General features: G+C 35.9%; 13 protein-coding genes and 2 pseudogenes. 8 read left to right on the forward strand and 7 right to left on the reverse strand.

Annotated features, from left to right (window positions below):
* The first annotated feature begins 36 nt into the window (after positions 1 to 36).
* Positions 37 to 1,005, forward strand: a complete 969-nt coding sequence (locus GFS03_RS03230) for a GH12 family glycosyl hydrolase domain-containing protein (protein ID WP_153422495.1) — start codon at positions 37 to 39, stop codon at positions 1,003 to 1,005.
* Here the strand turns inward: GFS03_RS03230 and GFS03_RS03235 are convergent.
* A complete protein-coding gene (locus GFS03_RS03235; protein ID WP_153422496.1) occupies positions 994 to 1,407 on the reverse strand; it encodes a secondary thiamine-phosphate synthase enzyme YjbQ in 414 nt (137 codons plus the stop codon). The two genes, GFS03_RS03230 and GFS03_RS03235, sit on opposite strands and share 12 nt — an antisense overlap.
* A gap of 41 nt (positions 1,408 to 1,448) precedes the next feature.
* On the opposite strand from GFS03_RS03235, the gene GFS03_RS03240 reads away from it, so the two are divergent.
* From GFS03_RS03240 to GFS03_RS03265, 6 genes and pseudogenes are all read left to right on the forward strand, one after another.
* Positions 1,449 to 2,021, forward strand: a complete 573-nt coding sequence (locus tag GFS03_RS03240) for a metallophosphoesterase (protein WP_153422497.1) — start codon at positions 1,449 to 1,451, stop codon at positions 2,019 to 2,021.
* Between the two features lie 34 nt (positions 2,022 to 2,055).
* On the forward strand, positions 2,056 to 2,316 hold the full coding sequence (locus tag GFS03_RS03245; protein WP_153422498.1) for a hypothetical protein: 261 nt from the start codon (positions 2,056 to 2,058) through the stop codon (positions 2,314 to 2,316).
* Positions 2,288 to 3,082: a transglutaminase-like domain-containing protein gene (locus GFS03_RS03250; protein WP_153422499.1), complete on the forward strand. Its 795-nt coding sequence runs from the start codon at positions 2,288 to 2,290 to the stop codon at positions 3,080 to 3,082. Before GFS03_RS03245 ends, GFS03_RS03250 begins: the two co-directional genes overlap by 29 nt.
* A gap of 50 nt (positions 3,083 to 3,132) precedes the next feature.
* A complete protein-coding gene (locus GFS03_RS03255; RefSeq protein ID WP_153422500.1) occupies positions 3,133 to 4,086 on the forward strand; it encodes a DUF973 family protein in 954 nt (317 codons plus the stop codon).
* A gap of 147 nt (positions 4,087 to 4,233) precedes the next feature.
* Positions 4,234 to 5,336, forward strand: a pseudogene (locus tag GFS03_RS03260) (IS701 family transposase).
* Positions 5,337 to 5,538: 202 nt separating this feature from the next.
* The gene (locus GFS03_RS03265; RefSeq protein ID WP_153422501.1) at positions 5,539 to 6,003 is read left to right on the forward strand and encodes an Lrp/AsnC family transcriptional regulator; all 465 of its coding nucleotides are present in this window, start codon (positions 5,539 to 5,541) and stop codon (positions 6,001 to 6,003) included.
* 56 nt (positions 6,004 to 6,059) lie between these two features.
* Here the strand turns inward: GFS03_RS03265 and GFS03_RS03270 are convergent, their stop codons facing one another.
* From GFS03_RS03270 to GFS03_RS03290, 5 genes and pseudogenes are all read right to left on the reverse strand, one after another.
* The gene (locus GFS03_RS03270; protein WP_153422502.1) at positions 6,060 to 7,076 is read right to left on the reverse strand and encodes a thiamine pyrophosphate-dependent enzyme; all 1,017 of its coding nucleotides are present in this window, start codon (positions 7,074 to 7,076) and stop codon (positions 6,060 to 6,062) included.
* A gap of 18 nt (positions 7,077 to 7,094) precedes the next feature.
* Complete coding sequence (locus GFS03_RS03275) at positions 7,095 to 8,342, reverse strand: pyruvate ferredoxin oxidoreductase (RefSeq protein ID WP_153422503.1); 1,248 nt, start codon at positions 8,340 to 8,342, stop codon at positions 7,095 to 7,097.
* Positions 8,339 to 9,430 (reverse strand): 4Fe-4S dicluster-binding protein, encoded by a 1,092-nt coding sequence (locus tag GFS03_RS03280; RefSeq protein ID WP_153422504.1) that lies wholly within the window; start codon positions 9,428 to 9,430, stop codon positions 8,339 to 8,341. Before GFS03_RS03280 ends, GFS03_RS03275 begins: the two co-directional genes overlap by 4 nt.
* Positions 9,431 to 9,632: 202 nt before the next feature.
* A pseudogene (locus tag GFS03_RS03285) lies at positions 9,633 to 10,912 on the reverse strand (MFS transporter).
* A 410-nt stretch (positions 10,913 to 11,322) separates the two neighbouring features.
* On the reverse strand, positions 11,323 to 12,915 hold the full coding sequence (locus GFS03_RS03290) for an L-lactate permease (RefSeq protein ID WP_153422505.1): 1,593 nt from the start codon (positions 12,913 to 12,915) through the stop codon (positions 11,323 to 11,325).
* Between the two features lie 1,263 nt (positions 12,916 to 14,178).
* Here GFS03_RS03290 and GFS03_RS03295 point away from each other — a divergent pair.
* Positions 14,179 to 15,702 carry an amidase gene (locus GFS03_RS03295; protein WP_153422506.1) on the forward strand — a complete coding sequence of 508 codons (1,524 nt, stop codon included), beginning with the start codon at positions 14,179 to 14,181 and terminating at the stop codon, positions 15,700 to 15,702.
* Between the two features lie 30 nt (positions 15,703 to 15,732).
* Here GFS03_RS03295 and GFS03_RS03300 read toward each other — a convergent pair whose 3' ends face one another.
* On the reverse strand, positions 15,733 to 16,380 hold the full coding sequence (locus tag GFS03_RS03300; protein WP_153424533.1) for a peroxiredoxin: 648 nt from the start codon (positions 16,378 to 16,380) through the stop codon (positions 15,733 to 15,735).
* Positions 16,381 to 16,711 lie beyond the last annotated feature (331 nt).

Raw genomic sequence — 16,711 nt, forward strand, 5'->3', positions numbered from 1 at the left:
ACTAATTTTTTAAAATTGTAAAAGTAAATAGTACCTATGAATAAGTTAATCCCTATATTAGTTGTGGTAATAGTTATACTTGGCATAGTTGTGTCTCTAGAATATGGGAAGTTCCAACAAAATTCCAGCTTAACTAAAGTCACTAATACTTATGTATTGTTTCCCGGTCACAATCATCCTTTCAATATAGTTGCGAACTATTCCGGTAATTATGCAGATACTTTAGCAATAATAAACTCATCCACGAATGCCACTTTGATGGCTTCGCCTTTTCTATGGAATATAGGATATGCTTTAGGAAATGTTAATATGACGTTTACTAATAATTATTTACACGTAGCAGTAAATCTATCTCAAATAAACAAGATATCATCTAATGTAGTTGATGGTTATCCAGGTTTAATGTATGGTCAAGAATTGTGGTGGCCATTTGAGTATAGAACAACACAGCTTCAATCCCTATCCTTACCTATGATTGTTATACACTTACCTAACTTCTATTCAATTCTTAATTACTCCGTATATCTCGTTAATGGAAGTATTGATGATTTCTCCTATGATATTTGGCTTTCCGAAAATCCCAACATAACCTCTTTACAATATGGAGATTTTGAAGTTATGATTTGGATGTATTGGAGTGAAAACTTGTCACATGTTCCATATTTCGTATATGTCGGCAACATGACAATCCCAACACTTATAAATGGTAAGATCCAGAACTTGAGTTGGGAAGTGTACATATTACCTAGAACTGGCTCAGCAAATGGTTGGACTGGAGTCTACTTCTTATCACCTTTAAGAGAAACTAAGGTAGAATTTGGAGTTCCGATTGCTTATATATTAAAAAACATGGGGCCATATATTGAAAAAGCTGGGGTGAATATATACAATCCTAACACTTACTATCTAGATGCAATACAGGTTGGTATGGAGTTTAGCGACAATCATGGTACTGCGATAATGGGTTATTACTTGTATTCGTGGCAAATTTGGTTACTCTCCTAAAATCTCAACTGTGATACGTCTCTCACTTCTTGGTCCATCTAATTCCACCAAAAATATGTTTTGCCATGTTCCTCTAATTAATTTACCATCCCTAACTGGGAACACTCTCTCAGCTCCTAGGAAAGTTGCCCCTAAATGCGCGTGTGCGTTATCGTCAATTAAATTATGTTTCCAACCTCTTGAAGGTTCCGTAAACTCTTTTATCTTAGTTAAAATGTCTTCCATCAGTCCTCTTTCGTGTTCATTGGCGACTATCGCAGCAGTGGAATGTGCTACAAAAATTAGACAAATTCCATTCTTTACACCGCTCTTCTCTACAATTTCCTCAACCTGGTCGGTAATGTCTATTAATTCAAACTGCCTTGTTGTAGAGACTTGTATATCCTCAAAGTACACCTTCATTTTTTACCACTGATTAAAATTATACCATAGGGATAAAAAGTTTGAGAGAAATTTCCTTTGAATGGAATGGTAAGATATTAGTTCTGTCTGATATTCACTACCCTCATTGTAATATTGAAGAGATAAATAACATAATGCTAACAGAGAAACCTTCCCTCACCGTTCTCTTAGGAGATATAATTGTCTCTAAGGGAGAAGACTATAGAAACTTTATCAATAATCTAAAAATTAGAAAGAATATAATTTACATTAAAGGTGATGAAGACAAGCTCAAAGGAGATTATGATTTAATTAAGATTAAGAATAATGGTAAGCGTTTTATTCTACTACATGGTCATCAATACATTAATGAAAGGAATGAGTATAGTATAGCCAAAATCTTAAAGAAAATAAATGATGATATTCCACCTTTTCTCTTCTGTATATCTTTCAGAATTCTTCTCAGAAATTTCAAAGATACAATAATATTAGGGCACTCTCATGCATTAAGGTATTTTAAGGCTATTAATTGCGTAAACTCGGGTACTTTGTCCAATATAGTCAATCTATACAACGATAGGGGCTACGTTGTTATTGAAAACGGTAACGTTAGATTAGTAGAGAGTAAAGTTTAAAATATCAGATATCGAATTCTATATCGGTGATAAAGTGTTTAGAGCTTGGATATACCAAGCGTTAAGTGAGCTGTCAAAAGGCAAAAAGAGCATAGACGAACTCAAAAAGACTTTACCACTATACGGTTGTGCTTTTGATTTCGTAATTAGTGCTTTATTGTCATCTGGTTTAGCTAAAAGGACTATTGAGGGAAATACAGAATATTTAGAAATAACTGACTTCGGTAGAGCTACTCTTTCATATCCTATGAGCTGGCATTTCCATCATCGACCTTATCATTACAGATGGTGGTAAAGTTTTTCTTTTTTCCTTTCCTAGTAGCAAGGTAATGAGTAGATATAAGGTGTCTGCTGAAGTTTCCTTTTCTAGGCCTAGTGAAGTGATGGGCAAGCTTTATATGATTCCTTATAAGGATAATGGACAGAAGGTCCTTTATTTTGATGTTCACTATCCATCATTTTGCAAGATAAGTATAAACCAAGACAGATTTAGAAATCAGTATTTAGTCTTTAACTGTAATCCCTCTGACGACTTTTCAATTAATATTAATTATGAGGTTGAAATTTATTCTCTCTCAAAATTCGAGAATAATGAGGAGAATTTATTTCTCTCTTCTAGCAAATATGTTGATATTGATAAGTTTAAGAGGTTCAACATATCATATTCCTCACTTAATGACCTCCTAAATAAGGTCATAAATTTAGTTAGGGGTAGTATTAAATACGACAAAAATAACAATAGTGTTAAATCAGCTTTTGGCTCCCTAATTATGGGTTCTGGAGTTTGCGTAAACTATAGTCATGTTACATTAGGAATTTTGAGGGCATTGGGAATTCCTGCAAGATACGTTGTTGGTATAATTCCATTTACTAAAGAGGCTCACGCATGGGTAGAGGTTAAAGTTGACGATGTGTGGTTCCCTATTGATCCCACAAATGGAACTAAAGGAATGCAATACTTGAAATGGGCTATAGGGAGGGATGACAGTGATGTTAGGAGTAAAATATGGTACCGTAAATCCACAAATTTTAACTTCTCATTTAACTGGTATTTCAGATAATATGTTCATATGAGAAAAATATTTTTATTCAAATGGAATGAGTATATGATATGTCTCATCAAGATAGTGAGATTTTAGGGTTGCAAAAGGTAAGGAAAGGAGTATGGTATATAATATTATCACAAGCAATTAGTATTCCTCTTACAATAGCAATTCTTGTAGTTATATTTGTATCTGAAAGTCTTTTACCAATTATAATCACTGTATTAGCTGGTCTAGTAATTACTATTCCTTTCTTGATCTTGACATACACTAATATGAAGAAAGGATTTGAAGATTTAGTTTCAATTGGTAGGGACTTAAGGGATGGTGTGAATGGTATAATTCTAGTAGTGATCGGAACTGTATTAGTATTGATAGATTTAATGTTTATAGCACCGTTTATATTTTCACTATTAATATCGTCAACACCTTCGATCTCTTCATTAGCGTCTTCATCAGTCATAGGGGGTAGCATTATCTTTATAATTGGTGGTATAATAGGTCTAATTGGTTATGTACTCCTTTTCATAGCTTTTATGAAAACCGGAGAGATTTACAGAAATAGTAACGTAAAAAACGGTGGACTGATCGCATTAATAGGTTATATCTTATCTATAATTATTTCATTAATAGGTTTGATAGTAGTTTTAATAGGATTCTATATGATATATTCTGGATTAGGAAGTGTAATAAATACTATATCTAAATCACAAGCTATACAGCCTAACCCATCCTTGCCTTCTACACCTATAGGGCAAGTAGGGGTTGGGAAGCTTTACAGTAATGGCATTGCAGAAGTTACTATATATTCTCAATATCAACTAGGAATTCTAAGTGCTACAATATTAGGCGCTAATTATTTAACGAGTGACATTACACCCAATCAGCTTTCTTTAGGCTATAACGTCATTAAAATTAATTTCAAAACTTCTTTCATGTTTGTAGCAGGTAACATTTACGTTATACAGCTAACCTTATCAAATGGGCAAACGTTAAATGTTAGTGTTGTATACCAACCTTAAAAAATTAAAAATTTCTTAACTTATATTTCTATAAACTATTCTCTATAATCTAATGTTTCAGCAGTTATCATATTTTCCCTTAGTAGTACCGAGTCCACGGTACTACCTAGAAAGTTTTTAACATTCTAGGTCATTTCATTAAAAGGTATGAAAAACGAGATCAAGGACTTGGTAGGTAGAGCTAAGGCAGAACTCGTAAACACCATCAATTTCGTAGTAGGAACACTAAGGATGCAAGGACTAACAAAAAAGGTCGCTATCGCACTAGCCTTAATCGCATTCATAAGCGATAGAGCTAGCGTGAAGAACATCTCAGAAACGTTCAACCTAGATTACAACCTACTCAAAGCGTTAGAGGAAGTGGAAAAGCGTGGACGAACTACCTAGACAAATTAAGAGAACTAATCAAAGGACCAGTAGTAATCATAATCGACGACACGTTCGACCACAAGGAATACGCTAGAGCTAGAAACAGAGCGAGCGGACAAGGAAACTACATCATGTGGTGTCAAGCACACAAGAGATTCGAATCCGGAGTCCAATTACTAACAATCGCAATCTACGATCTGAACACCAAGAAAGCTTACATGATAGGAGCCTTCCCCTACGCTACTAGAGAAATGTACGAGAGGGGAATGGTGAAGGAGTTCCAAACCAAGATCCAGATGGCCTCTGCATTAATGAAGCTGCTAAGAGAGAAGTTTCAAGTGATGAGAGTCGTCTTCGACTCTTGGTATTGGTCGAGTGAGCTCGTAACTGACAAGGTAGTGTCTGAACTGAAGTCCAATAGGAGAGTCCTCAGAGTCAAGTCAATCCAGGGGACCCATGATGAGGTGGAGGGTCACCTTCACGTGGGCGATCTACCCCCTGGAAGTTATTTGGTCGACTTGACCCTGAAGGACAAAGTTATTACTGTTAAGTTGTTCGTCGAGGAATATAAAGATTACGGCAGGAGGAACCTCTATACTACTGACCTATCCCTTAGCAAGGAAGAGGTTGAGGAGACTTGGAGGATAAGGTGGGAGATCGAGAAGTTTCACAGGGACATTAAGGTTCTAGGTCTTCAAGATACCTCTTTCTTCAAGAGGGTTAGGCTTCAAGGTTATGTCCTCCTCTTCGTGATGCTCGTTAACGCTGTTAGGGAGCTATTGGCCTCCCTTAACTTAAGGAGCGTTGAGGAATTGTTGAGGTTCGTTGAAAGGCATTTAGGAGGGATAGTGGGACTAATGAAAATCTTTAAACTACGTTAAAATCTCATAACTGCTGTAATGTTTTTTAATTATCAACTAAAAAGTGATAAATATTTAAAACTTTGATAATTCTCTACTTTCTTGAATTTGCAAAACTGTTAACTATAAGAAGATATAACTTTGATTTATGCAATAAATCAGCGGATAACTTTGTAATTTTTACAATAATCCTTATATGTTTGATAATGTATAATGTATATTGATGGGAGTTAATATAATAAGACTTGATGATATTGATGAGAAAATACTCGATATTTTACGTTATAATGCTAAAAAGAGTTTAAAAGAGCTATCGGACGAACTGGGAATACCTATAAGTACTGTAAGGTATAGGATTAAGAGATTGGAAGATGCCCAGATAATAAAGGGATATGTAGCAATAATAGACAGAGTGAATCTAGGGTTAAACGTCTCATTAGTTATGGAAATAGAAACAGTACCATATTCCATAAAAAAGGTCGCTCAAGAATTAGGTGAAATACCGGAGGTAGTGAGAATATATGGTTTAGATAATGGACCTAGATTACATGTGCATATGATCTTTAAAGACGATGCGAGTGCACATCAATTTATAGCAAATAAATTGTACAATATTAAGGGAATTAAGACTGTTTCCATTTCAAGAATAATTGAGAGATATAAAATAGACCCTTCAGTATTGCTATGAGAAAATAAGAAGTGGAAGGAAAAAAAGAAGATATATCCCTTTTCTCTTTCTCTTTATTATCTATCGCTTATCTTAACATTTAAAGACTTTATCGGCATTACCCCAGGTATTTCCCATTCTTCATACATCTCGTCAACCATCCTTTGTACATATTCTATGTCTTCTTCCGTAAAGTGTGAAAATCTTCCTTGCTTTTCTAAGTATTCTTTTACTGGTTTTCTCTTCATTCTACCCTCTACTATACTCTTTGTAGGCTCATTGTAAACTATCTCACCATCAATATACTCATATAAGGGCCATAACCCTGTTTCGGCTGCTAATACTCCCAGTTCATGAGAGAACCTTGGATCGTAATCCCATCCTTTCGGGCATGGGTCTAAGGAGTGAATGAATGTTGGTCCACCTATTGCTAATGCCTTTCTAATCTTATTTATGGAATCCAAAGGATACGCCGGTGTCATAGTAGCGGCGTATCTAATATTCCTATGTCCAGCTATTATCATTGGGACTACGCTCTTCTTCCATCTCTTCTTCATTATCCTTCTTTGTTTACCAGGCCTACTAAATGAGGTCTGTGCTCCAAAAGGTGTCATGCTAGTCTCTTGTATATCAGTGTTAGCTGAAGATTCATTATCATATAGTATTATGAGTAAATTATAATCGTACGTCATTGCGTTTGAAACACCAGACAAACCCATATCTGCACATCCTAGATCTCCACAGAAGGCGATCACATTTATAGGTTCTTGCTTTATTTTTCCTTTTCTCATTAACGCTCTTAATGCGGCAGCAGTACCTAATGCGGCTGCACCAGATCCTCCCAATTGTGTGTGAACCCAGGGAACTATCCATGACGTGCTATAATATGTAGTATTTGCTACATACATGCATCCCGTGGCTCCTATAACTATTGTCCTTTGCCCAGCAGCTTTAGCTAAAAATCTCATAACTAGTGCGGACTCACATCCTTGGCAAGTCCTATGGCCTGATGTATAGAACTCCTCTAATGGTGTATCTTTTATTGTCTTAATTATTGACTTATACACTTTTTCTTCTATTTCCTTTTCAACCATACGAGATCACCTCCAATTTTACCAGGGGTCTCCTCTGACCCCGACCCAATAAACTGGTTTTGTTACGGGAGTATCCCTATGTTCATAACCTATCTTAATTATCTTCTCCACATCTTGAATAGTTATTTCCCTCCCACCCAATCCTCCTATAAAACTTATGACCTTAGGTCTCTGATCTACATCATATAGTGAAGATCTAATTTCATGATAAATGACTCCTCCTCTGTTTGGCGATCCCATTGAGTAATCCCTATCAACAACACACACTACTCTAGAATTTGCTAAATACTTAATGACATCTTGTGTTGGGAATGGCCTGAACCATCTAATCCTTAACATTCCCACCTTATAGCCTTGTCGTCTCATATTCTTTATCGCGACCTTCATTGGTTTAGAAACTGTTCCCATTCCAATTAACACCACCTCAGCATCATCAATCATATACGGTTCTACAAATGGGTTCTCCGGCATTTTTATTTCATTAGTGGAACCAGGATATCTCCCGAACACCTTTTTAAATTCCTCATAGGCTTCTACTATTACATTCCTAGCCCTTTCCATAGCCTCTTCATGTTGCCTTCTGATTTCCATAACCCAATCCTCGTTGACTTGAGGAGCTACAGTAATTGGATTGTCAGGATGAACCAAATATTTACCTCTATTATATGGTGGTAAGAAGTTCTTAACTAGCTCCTTTGGAGGCAATCTCACTATCTGTTCTGAGTGTGTTAGAAATCCACCGTCCATAGATATACCTAAGGGTAGTAATACTCTTTGATCCTCTGCTACCCTATAAGCTATTAACGTAGTATCGAAAGCCTCTTGAGCAGTGTCCACCCATACCAATAACCAACCCACATCCCTTACCATTAATGCATCATTGTGTTCAACTCCATAAGCTCCAGGATCATCTAGAGCCCTATTCCCTATTATTGCCACTACTGGAGCACGATCTGTAGCCGTAACTACTATTGCCTCCATTCCGTAAAGCCATCCAACTCCACTACTTCCCACTAAAGTCCTAGCTCCAACTAACGAGGCATGCTTCACAGTTTCAAACTGTCCGTGTTCTCCTTCAGCAACTATGAACTCTGCATCCAATTCACCATCTGCTATTAATTTGGAGATCGTATCCATAACTTCAGTATATGGTCTAATTGGATAAGCTGCAACTACATCTACATCCGCATACATTGCAGCATAAGCAACAGCTTGTGTTCCATTCATTAATACCTCTTTTTCTACTAATTTCTTGACCTCTGTCATCTCCCTAACCCCGGTACGTAAACCCTTTCTTTTCTAGCTTGCCTTACACTCTTTAACCATTCCTTGTACTTTATCTTGTTCTCCTTCCACATTTCATATGGTCTTCTGTAATCTGTGAACATCGATTCATCTACCATTACTATACAATCCTTAACGGGGCATACATCTGCACATATGCCACAGCCAACACAGTAATCATACGCTATATCGTAATATCCATCTGGCGTTTCATCAAAACATTCGTCAGGGCAGTATATCCAGCATAACTTACATTTGATACAAATATCGAAATCTACTGTAGGTCTTTCAAATTTAGTGGTTCCTCTCTTGAAGAGTTCGTTTCTCTTTCCTCTAGGAACTGCTGGTATTACTGTACCTTCCAACATCTCTTGCCATGTTAATAATCTAGGTGGATTATACACGAAATCAATTCCCTCACCTTTCATCACAGTTCTATAATCTACTGATGAATACGCTTCTTTCACCGTAGATATTCTCTTGTCAGCATCTTGTTTTTTACTTACATATTTAATTAGATGATCTAAATCAATGATATCTGGTCTTAACTTTGCCAATCCTCCCCAGACTTTCTCCATCGTTAAGTCGTCCTTAAATGCCCATAATCCAGAAAATGATGGTTGAGTGTTTACTACTCCTAGAGTCCAATTGAAGTCTTTTTTAGGTATCATTTTTAACAACTCATTAATTCTCTTAGTAGAAGTTACTAACATTGTTCCGTTGCTTTTCAGTTTAAGGTTAATTGGTTGTACTCCTTGCCATGCCCATGATTCGACACCCTTTAATAGGGTATCGTCAAGTACTATAATGGCATCTACTAGATCTGGTTCCACTCTTGTGGAGTATCCTATTAGATCTTCCTCATTTACGTTATCACCTATTCCAACATAGTATTTTGCCGGCACTCCGTTCCTTTCTGGGGAATCTCCATATCTTCCAAAAGATAACGCTGGCCTACCCATTTCCCTGGCAGTGTACACGATCCCCTCTGCAATATACTTAGCTAATCTTTTCTGGAATATACCTCTATATACTATCTCTACATACTTCACTTCATCCTTTACTCCCATATGAGAATATTTCGTAATCTATTATATATAGATTGATTTGTAACTATATTAATTTACGTATATAAGGTTTTGCAACACATTAGGTTGTTTCTGTTATGTTTTGTAAAATATGCAACTTCTGGGGAAGAAAGTTTGACTTGACTATTAAGAAATTTTTTAGAAAATAAAAAATAATAAAAATTACAATAAAAAATGTTTATCACTACAAATTATTTGGTTTTTGACTTTCAGCAGATGCAATCTGTGCAGTAGTTAGCTTTGGCGGTCGTAGGGTTAAGGCTAGGATTGCAGCTATTATGGCCATTAAACCAGTTATGACTAATGTCTCTTTTATGCCATATGAGGTGAATAGTATTGATGCACCGTATCCTGCAAATATACCAGCTAATGCTTTTGCAGTATAGGTCAATCCGTAATTAGATCCAGAGTACTTAGGTCCATAATAATCACCTACTAGCGGAGGGAATAAGGAAAATAGTGGACCCCATGTGAATGCAGTGATGAAAATCAAGGCAAGATATAATGGTGCAATTTTTGGTATGAATGCTACTGAAAGCATAGAAATACCGCTAATTCCAAAAGAGAGCGTCATAGTATATGGTCTACCTAAGTAATCAGATACCGTACCCATCACAAATCTTCCTAAACCATTAGCGAAGGGAAATAAGAACACAGCAATTACTGAGGCTATACTAAATCCAAGAGATCTACCGTAAGGTATTAGATGACCAATTATCGATAAACCAGATCCTGCAATAAGGAAAAACGCCATGTAAATTACCCACCATTGCCACGTTTTAACCATTTGTGATACACTAAAATCATTTTTACTCCTCTTTATCATCTTACGTTTTCTCTCATATTCCTCTGCATTAAATCCCTTAGGTAACCATTGGGGAGGAGGATAGGCAAAGAAAAACGCTAACAGAGTAATAACTATTAATTGGACAATTCCCATATAAACAAATGCAGCATTGTAACTAATTGAGGTGATAATATATTGTATTAAAGGGGATAATGCAAACGCACCACCACCAAAACCTATTTCTATAATACCAGTTGCTAGACCTCTTTTATCTGGGAACCATCTGACAGCAGTGCTAACTGCAGTGCCGTATATTATACCTATCCTATACTCCCGAAACCATAGGTAAGATATAGTAGTGGTAGTGAATTAGCGAAAGCTGAGGTAATGTATCCAATGCCAGTGATTATCCCACCTAACATGGAAATTAGTCTAGGACCATACCTATCGGCTATCCTGCCTGCAACAAACATTGATAGAGCTTGGACAATAATATAGATTGTATAGGTAAGTCCTAGTGCAGGTGACCCTGGAGCTACATGAAACACTTTACCTAATGGTACTGTATATAATGTCCATGAGTATTCATATATACTGACAAGGGCCATCGAAATAGTAGCTGCTACTACTAACATCCACCTAAACCATCCTTTTTCAAACCACTTATTGCTCATCATTCATTCTATACGTAAAAAATGGTTTTAACTTTTGTTTCTAAAATTAGCCTATATTTATTAGAAATTTAACTAACTATAATCAAATCTCCTTGCATAAAATGCAAGTAATCACGTTAAAAATATAATTCTTTAGCCTAGCTAGTTGCACTATATATGGAAATTAAATTTAAAAATATGTTGTTATTATCATATATAGTTCAGTGGATTAATAGTGTAGATAACTAAATTTTCGTATATAAACGAAAATCTTATGAATAATATCCAAGCATACCTTAAAAGCTAAGGGGAATTTTACCTTTTTAGTTTTTGCTTGAAACTTCGGCAGAACTAACGAGTTAAACAATTCTAGATATGTAAAAACATTAGAAGTTAACTTAATAGCAAAGAAAAAGGGAGATATTCTATAGGCACTAAGGTACAAATAGAGATGGAGCCAAGAAAGCATAGAGCGCTCCTATAAGTATTAGATATATCAATATACCTATAGCCCAAGGTAAGTTTTTCCTAATTACTATTCCCTCTTTTCGCACATATTTTGTTGTTGATACCCCTGCACTTGCAGTCTGCGGAGCGACTGGTTTACCTAACTCAGCACCAACAGAGTTTAAAGCAGGCGGTAATCCCACTGGCAATCCCACTAAACGTGCAGTAGCTACTTGGAAAGCTCCAAAAAGGGCGTTAGTCGAAGTATTGCTTCCAGACAGTGCACATCCAATCCATCCAAATAAGGGTGATACTATTATAAATGCTATTCCTAGATCACTAGCTTTCCAGGCTAATGAGTAAGCCATTCCGCTGAAATTAAAAACATATGCGAGTCCAACTACGAAAACACCAGTTAGTATCCCTCCCCAGTATTGATGAAAAGACCTCTTTATTGATTCTCCCATAATTTTTGGCGAGGCCCTTAAAACTAGGGAAATGATTATCCATGATACCATAATTGATGTACCTGCTACGAAAGGATTAAAGGCAAATCTTACTGCCACGTTCTTATGAAGAAGTGAAGAGTAAGCTGGCTGAGATAAGGTGACTAGTGAAAATTTAGTCAATGGTGACCATGGACCCGTCCATAGAGTTACAACTATTATTAATATTATGAAAGCTGATAACGCTTCGATAACGTCTTTTGTCGAGTATTTCTTACTATTCCCACCATTAGGCTGAAGACTTCTTAAGCTTAGCACTCTTTTAGGTCTCCACACTCTTAAGAATAAAAGCAATATTACAAAAGATACTAATGACCCCGTAATGTCAGGCAAATAAGGACCAACAAAACTGGCTATTGGATATTGACCTAAGATATAGGACAATGAGCCGAGTATGGCTATTGGCCATGCTTCCTTTATCCCTCTCCATTTATCAACTAAGTATAATAATATCCAAGGTGGTAATAGAGCTAAAATTGCTACTATCTTTGCCACTGAAGATGATACAAAAAGTAGTGGTAAACCGGTAACTGATGCCAATATGACAATTGGTGTTCCTAATGCACCATAGGATACTGGTGCATTATTAGCTAATGCTGAAACCTGAAGAGCTTTTAGATCATCAAAACCTAAATATATTAATAATGGAGCAATAAATGCCCAAGGATATCCAAATCCTACTAATCCCTCAAATAATGCTCCTAATGACCATGCTAATACGATAGCTTGAACTCTAGCGTCATTAGTAGAGTTTCTCACTATCCAATCCCTAAACGCATCGAATTTTCCAGTTAACACTAACGTATTATAAATTGTTAGCCCCCAAAACACTATCCAAGATATTGCCCAAGTTCCTACTAATGCTCCTATGAGCCATGCATAACTTACTTGTACTATAGGAGCCCCCCATACAAACGTTGCAACCAAAATAGTTATTATTGAACCTATTAGCGTAGCTAACCACGCAGTTATTCTTAGCCCAGCCAACAACACCAGTAGTACTATTATTGGCGTTAAGGATGCTAGAATAGTTAGACCTACGTTACCAGTTGGGTTTAAGGGTTGTATATACATACTTCTCTAAATGGGAATATATTTCTAACTTTATAAGCTTATCTTTGATGGATTATCAAAAAGATTAAAAAAAATTATTATATGGTTTGCAACATCATATCGTTTCATTTTATAGAAGTTTTAAAGCAACTACAAGAAGATACAGATAATTCTTAAACATTAACTTAAAACCATAATTTATATAACTAAGGTAAAGTCAATTAAAAATAGAGAGGAAGTTAAGTTTGATTAATATAGTTAAAGAAAACCTATGAAAATCTTTGGTGATGCAGATTTAACCTAACGATTAAAGGGCTAATGTACGGAATGAGTAGGAATGCCAAGTGATATTATGGTGCCCAGATTAGGTTAGTAGCAGAAGGAAAATTTAGAGCAATAAGTAGAGAATTTGATTATAGAGAATGTATAGAAGTTAATGGATCTTAGACTATAAGAAACTACTAAGGCTCTAATAGTATCCAAATCTTAAGCAAATAGAGTTCTCGGCTATGTAGAGATTAGTGTTAGGGAAGGATATGAACTTCCCATAGGGATCAAGAAAGCAATAGGAACTTGACTGGAAAAGGGATACTTGTAAAAACCTGTAGTTTTTTCGAATGTCAATAATAAATTTTCAACATAGCTCAAGAGGAGACTTCTGGTTAGCGTTAGTTATAATGTATTCACACTTGAAGATGAAGCTATTTCACTAACAAAGGACGTAGTTTAATGTTTGGTATTCTATCCGGAATAGTGAGTACAGAAAAGTCTTTGGTGTTTCTGGAGAAATTAAAGCTAAAGCGTTTGGAGAAATGATGCATAGAATCAGTCGGTTGAAGTAACGTAGAAACGATACAAATAGAGATTGTTAGAGAATTGGGATTGAAAGGATAGTAGTTTCTTGAAAATGACGTATAGTATGTAACGTTTTAATTTTTCCAATATAAGAGTGTATTTATATTATGCATGCTTGAAGTATTTACGATTACTTAAATCTCTTCGGTGAGAATTTACGTTATTATTAAGGTTTAAGGGATTTGAAGTAAATTTACGTAAAGTACTTCAAGAATTTAGAATTTCTCTGAGGTAGAGATGATATATACAAATGCTGATGAAAAACTACTCTCATTTTAAGTAGATATTTAAAGATTAACACTGAAGGTAATTAATAAACCTAAGGAAGGGAAAACTTATACTTCAATTTCTGTTCTTTTGAACCTAATAACCACAAACCGCTTAACAAGTTGCTCTTTTGTTTATAAGGTAGCTTTACTAAATTATTTTATGGGAATTAAGTTACCTACCTTAGAGGAATTAAGAGAAATATCTAAGCAATTTAGTTTGGATTTAGATGATGAGGAATTAAAATCCTTTTTGTCATTAGCAAAGCTTCAGTTAGAATCCTATGAAAGGTTAGACTCATTGCTTGATTATGTTCCAAACGTTAAGTATCAGAGAACATTTGGTCGACCACCTACGAAAGAAGAAAACCCATACGGTGCTTTAGTATGGATTACTTCAATAAAAGGAAAGGAAGAGGGTAAGTTAAAGGGAAAGAGGATCTGCATTAAGGATAATATAATGGTAGCTGGTTTACCAATGCTTAATGGATCTAGATTGTTGGAAGGTTTCGTTCCAAATATGGACGCTACCGTAGTTTCAAGGATTTTGGAGGAGGGTGGAGAAATCGTAGCAAAGACCACATGTGAGGATTTATGTTTCTCAGGAGGTAGTCATACTTCATATCCTTGGCCTGTACTAAATCCGAGAAACCCAGAATATATGGCAGGAGGATCGTCAAGTGGTAGTGCTGTAGCAGTAGCCTCCGGATATTGTGACATGGCTATTGGAGGAGATCAAGGTGGTTCAATTAGAATTCCCAGTTCGTGGGTTGGGATATATGGACTCAAACCAACTTATGGGCTAGTTCCATATACTGGTGCTTTCTCTATTGAGCCCACATTAGATCACTTAGGACCTATGGCTAATACAGTAAAGGATGTAGCTTTACTTTTAGAGGTAATAGCTGGAAGAGACGGGTTAGATCCTAGACAGCCAGACACTTTACCTCAACCTCCGGTTAAATCTTATTCGAACCTTATTGATGGCAGTGTAAAGGGTATGAGGGTAGGCGTAGTTAAGGAAGGGTTTAGTTGGCCAAATTCAGAAAAGGATGTTGATGAGTTAGTATTGGATTCTACAAAGAAGTTGGAAGATTACGGGATTAAGGTAGAAGAGATCTCGGTACCTTTCCATAGATTAGGATTGGATATATGGACTCCAATTGCGATTGAGGGTGCTACAGCCACTATGATATTGGGAAGCGGAGTAGGGTGGGGTAGGAAGGGATTCTTTGAGACACAAATTGCAGAATTCTTTGGGAACTCCTTGAAGTCTAGATCCAGGGATCTTCCTAATACCGTAAAGGGCGTATTAATGCTAGGTTATTTCTTAATAAAGAGATATAATAATAGGTACTATGCCAAGGCTAGAAATTTATCAATAATGTTAAGGGATGCCTATGATGAAGCGTTAAGGAAATATGACGCTTTGATAATGCCAACGACTCCAATGAAAGCAATGAGATATAGGAGTGAACCGAGCTTTGATGAGTATTTCATGATGGCATTAGGAATGATAAATAATACAGCACCTTTTGACGTAACCGGTCATCCCGCCATGAATGTACCAGTAGGATATTCAAATGGTTTACCAGTTGGGCTAATGATAATAGGAAGGTATTTTGAAGAGGACACGATACTTAAAATTGCTAACGTGTTTGAAAGAATGGGTAAAAATAGAATATGATTTTTAAGGCAAAATATGTATATATTCTCGTTATGCTGTTTTAACTTCCTTATAAGTAAACCACCAATCAAAGGGCTGACCTAATCTCATTTTAGCATCTTTAATTGTTCTAGGTGCTGGATTTATTACTTTATCTCCTATTAGTTCATTATTAGGCCAGTTTGCTGGCGTAACAACTCCAGCTTTATCAACCAATTGTAATGCTCTGATAGCTCTTAAAATTTCATCGATATTCCTTCCAATCTCCATAGGATAGTATAGTATTAATCTAATAGTTCCTTTATCGTCAACTATGAATACCGCTCTAACCGTAGCTGTAGAGGATTCTGCGTGAATCATTCCTAGCCTCTTAGCTACATTACCCATTGGATCCGCAATTATTGGAAATGGAACTTCAACCTTTAGGTTCTTCTCTATCCACATTACCCATTCAATATGAGAGATATTACTATCTACTGAAAGTCCTATTAGCTCTGTGTTTAACTTCTTGAATTCCTCGTATTTTTTAGCAAACGAATAGAACTCTGTAGTGCATACTGGTGTAAAGTCACCAGGGTGACTGAATAAGACGAACCATTTACCTTTGAAATCGTCTGGTAATTTTATCTTACCATAGGTTGTTATTACTTCCATCTCAGGGAATTTCTCTCCTATTAGTGGAATTCTTCCTTCACTCATTTTCTCACTATACATAATTTGGAATAGCTCCTATTTAAAATTAACTCATTTTCATTAAAATGTAACTTTTAAATTAAAGTCGTTCTAAATTTACCATACTGACTTTCGTTATGGGGCTACATAATTATGGAGAGCGATAATGTAGTTTGTGGACTCGGCTACTAAGAGTTAAGAGATATCACAAGCAGAAATTGTGCGTCTAATCATTTATTGAAATGAAAATAATAACAGTTCTGGGGAGAAATATTTAAGAAACTAACTAAGTAGCGATAATGGTAAAATTTAGAGTTAAGATATCAGGTTTTACGTCTTTATTAGATGTTTTCTATAT

The sequence above is a fragment of the Sulfolobus sp. E5-1-F genome (assembly GCF_009601705.1).
Taxonomy (GTDB): Archaea; Thermoproteota; Thermoprotei_A; order Sulfolobales; family Sulfolobaceae; genus Saccharolobus.

Bases quoted from the DNA above. Each gene is read 5' to 3' on its own strand.
- GFS03_RS03230 (WP_153422495.1), top strand. From the start codon at position 37: ATGAATAAGTTAATCCCTATATTAGTTGTGGTAATAGTTATACTTGGC.
- GFS03_RS03235 (WP_153422496.1), bottom strand. From the start codon at position 1,407: ATGAAGGTGTACTTTGAGGATATACAAGTCTCTACAACAAGGCAGTTT.
- GFS03_RS03255 (WP_153422500.1), top strand. From the start codon at position 3,133: ATGTCTCATCAAGATAGTGAGATTTTAGGGTTGCAAAAGGTAAGGAAA.
- GFS03_RS03265 (WP_153422501.1), top strand. From the start codon at position 5,539: ATGGGAGTTAATATAATAAGACTTGATGATATTGATGAGAAAATACTC.
- GFS03_RS03270 (WP_153422502.1), bottom strand. From the start codon at position 7,076: ATGGTTGAAAAGGAAATAGAAGAAAAAGTGTATAAGTCAATAATTAAG.
- GFS03_RS03275 (WP_153422503.1), bottom strand. From the start codon at position 8,342: ATGACAGAGGTCAAGAAATTAGTAGAAAAAGAGGTATTAATGAATGGA.
- GFS03_RS03280 (WP_153422504.1), bottom strand. From the start codon at position 9,430: ATGGGAGTAAAGGATGAAGTGAAGTATGTAGAGATAGTATATAGAGGT.
- GFS03_RS03290 (WP_153422505.1), bottom strand. From the start codon at position 12,915: ATGTATATACAACCCTTAAACCCAACTGGTAACGTAGGTCTAACTATT.
- GFS03_RS03295 (WP_153422506.1), top strand. From the start codon at position 14,179: ATGGGAATTAAGTTACCTACCTTAGAGGAATTAAGAGAAATATCTAAG.
- GFS03_RS03300 (WP_153424533.1), bottom strand. From the start codon at position 16,380: ATGAGTGAAGGAAGAATTCCACTAATAGGAGAGAAATTCCCTGAGATG.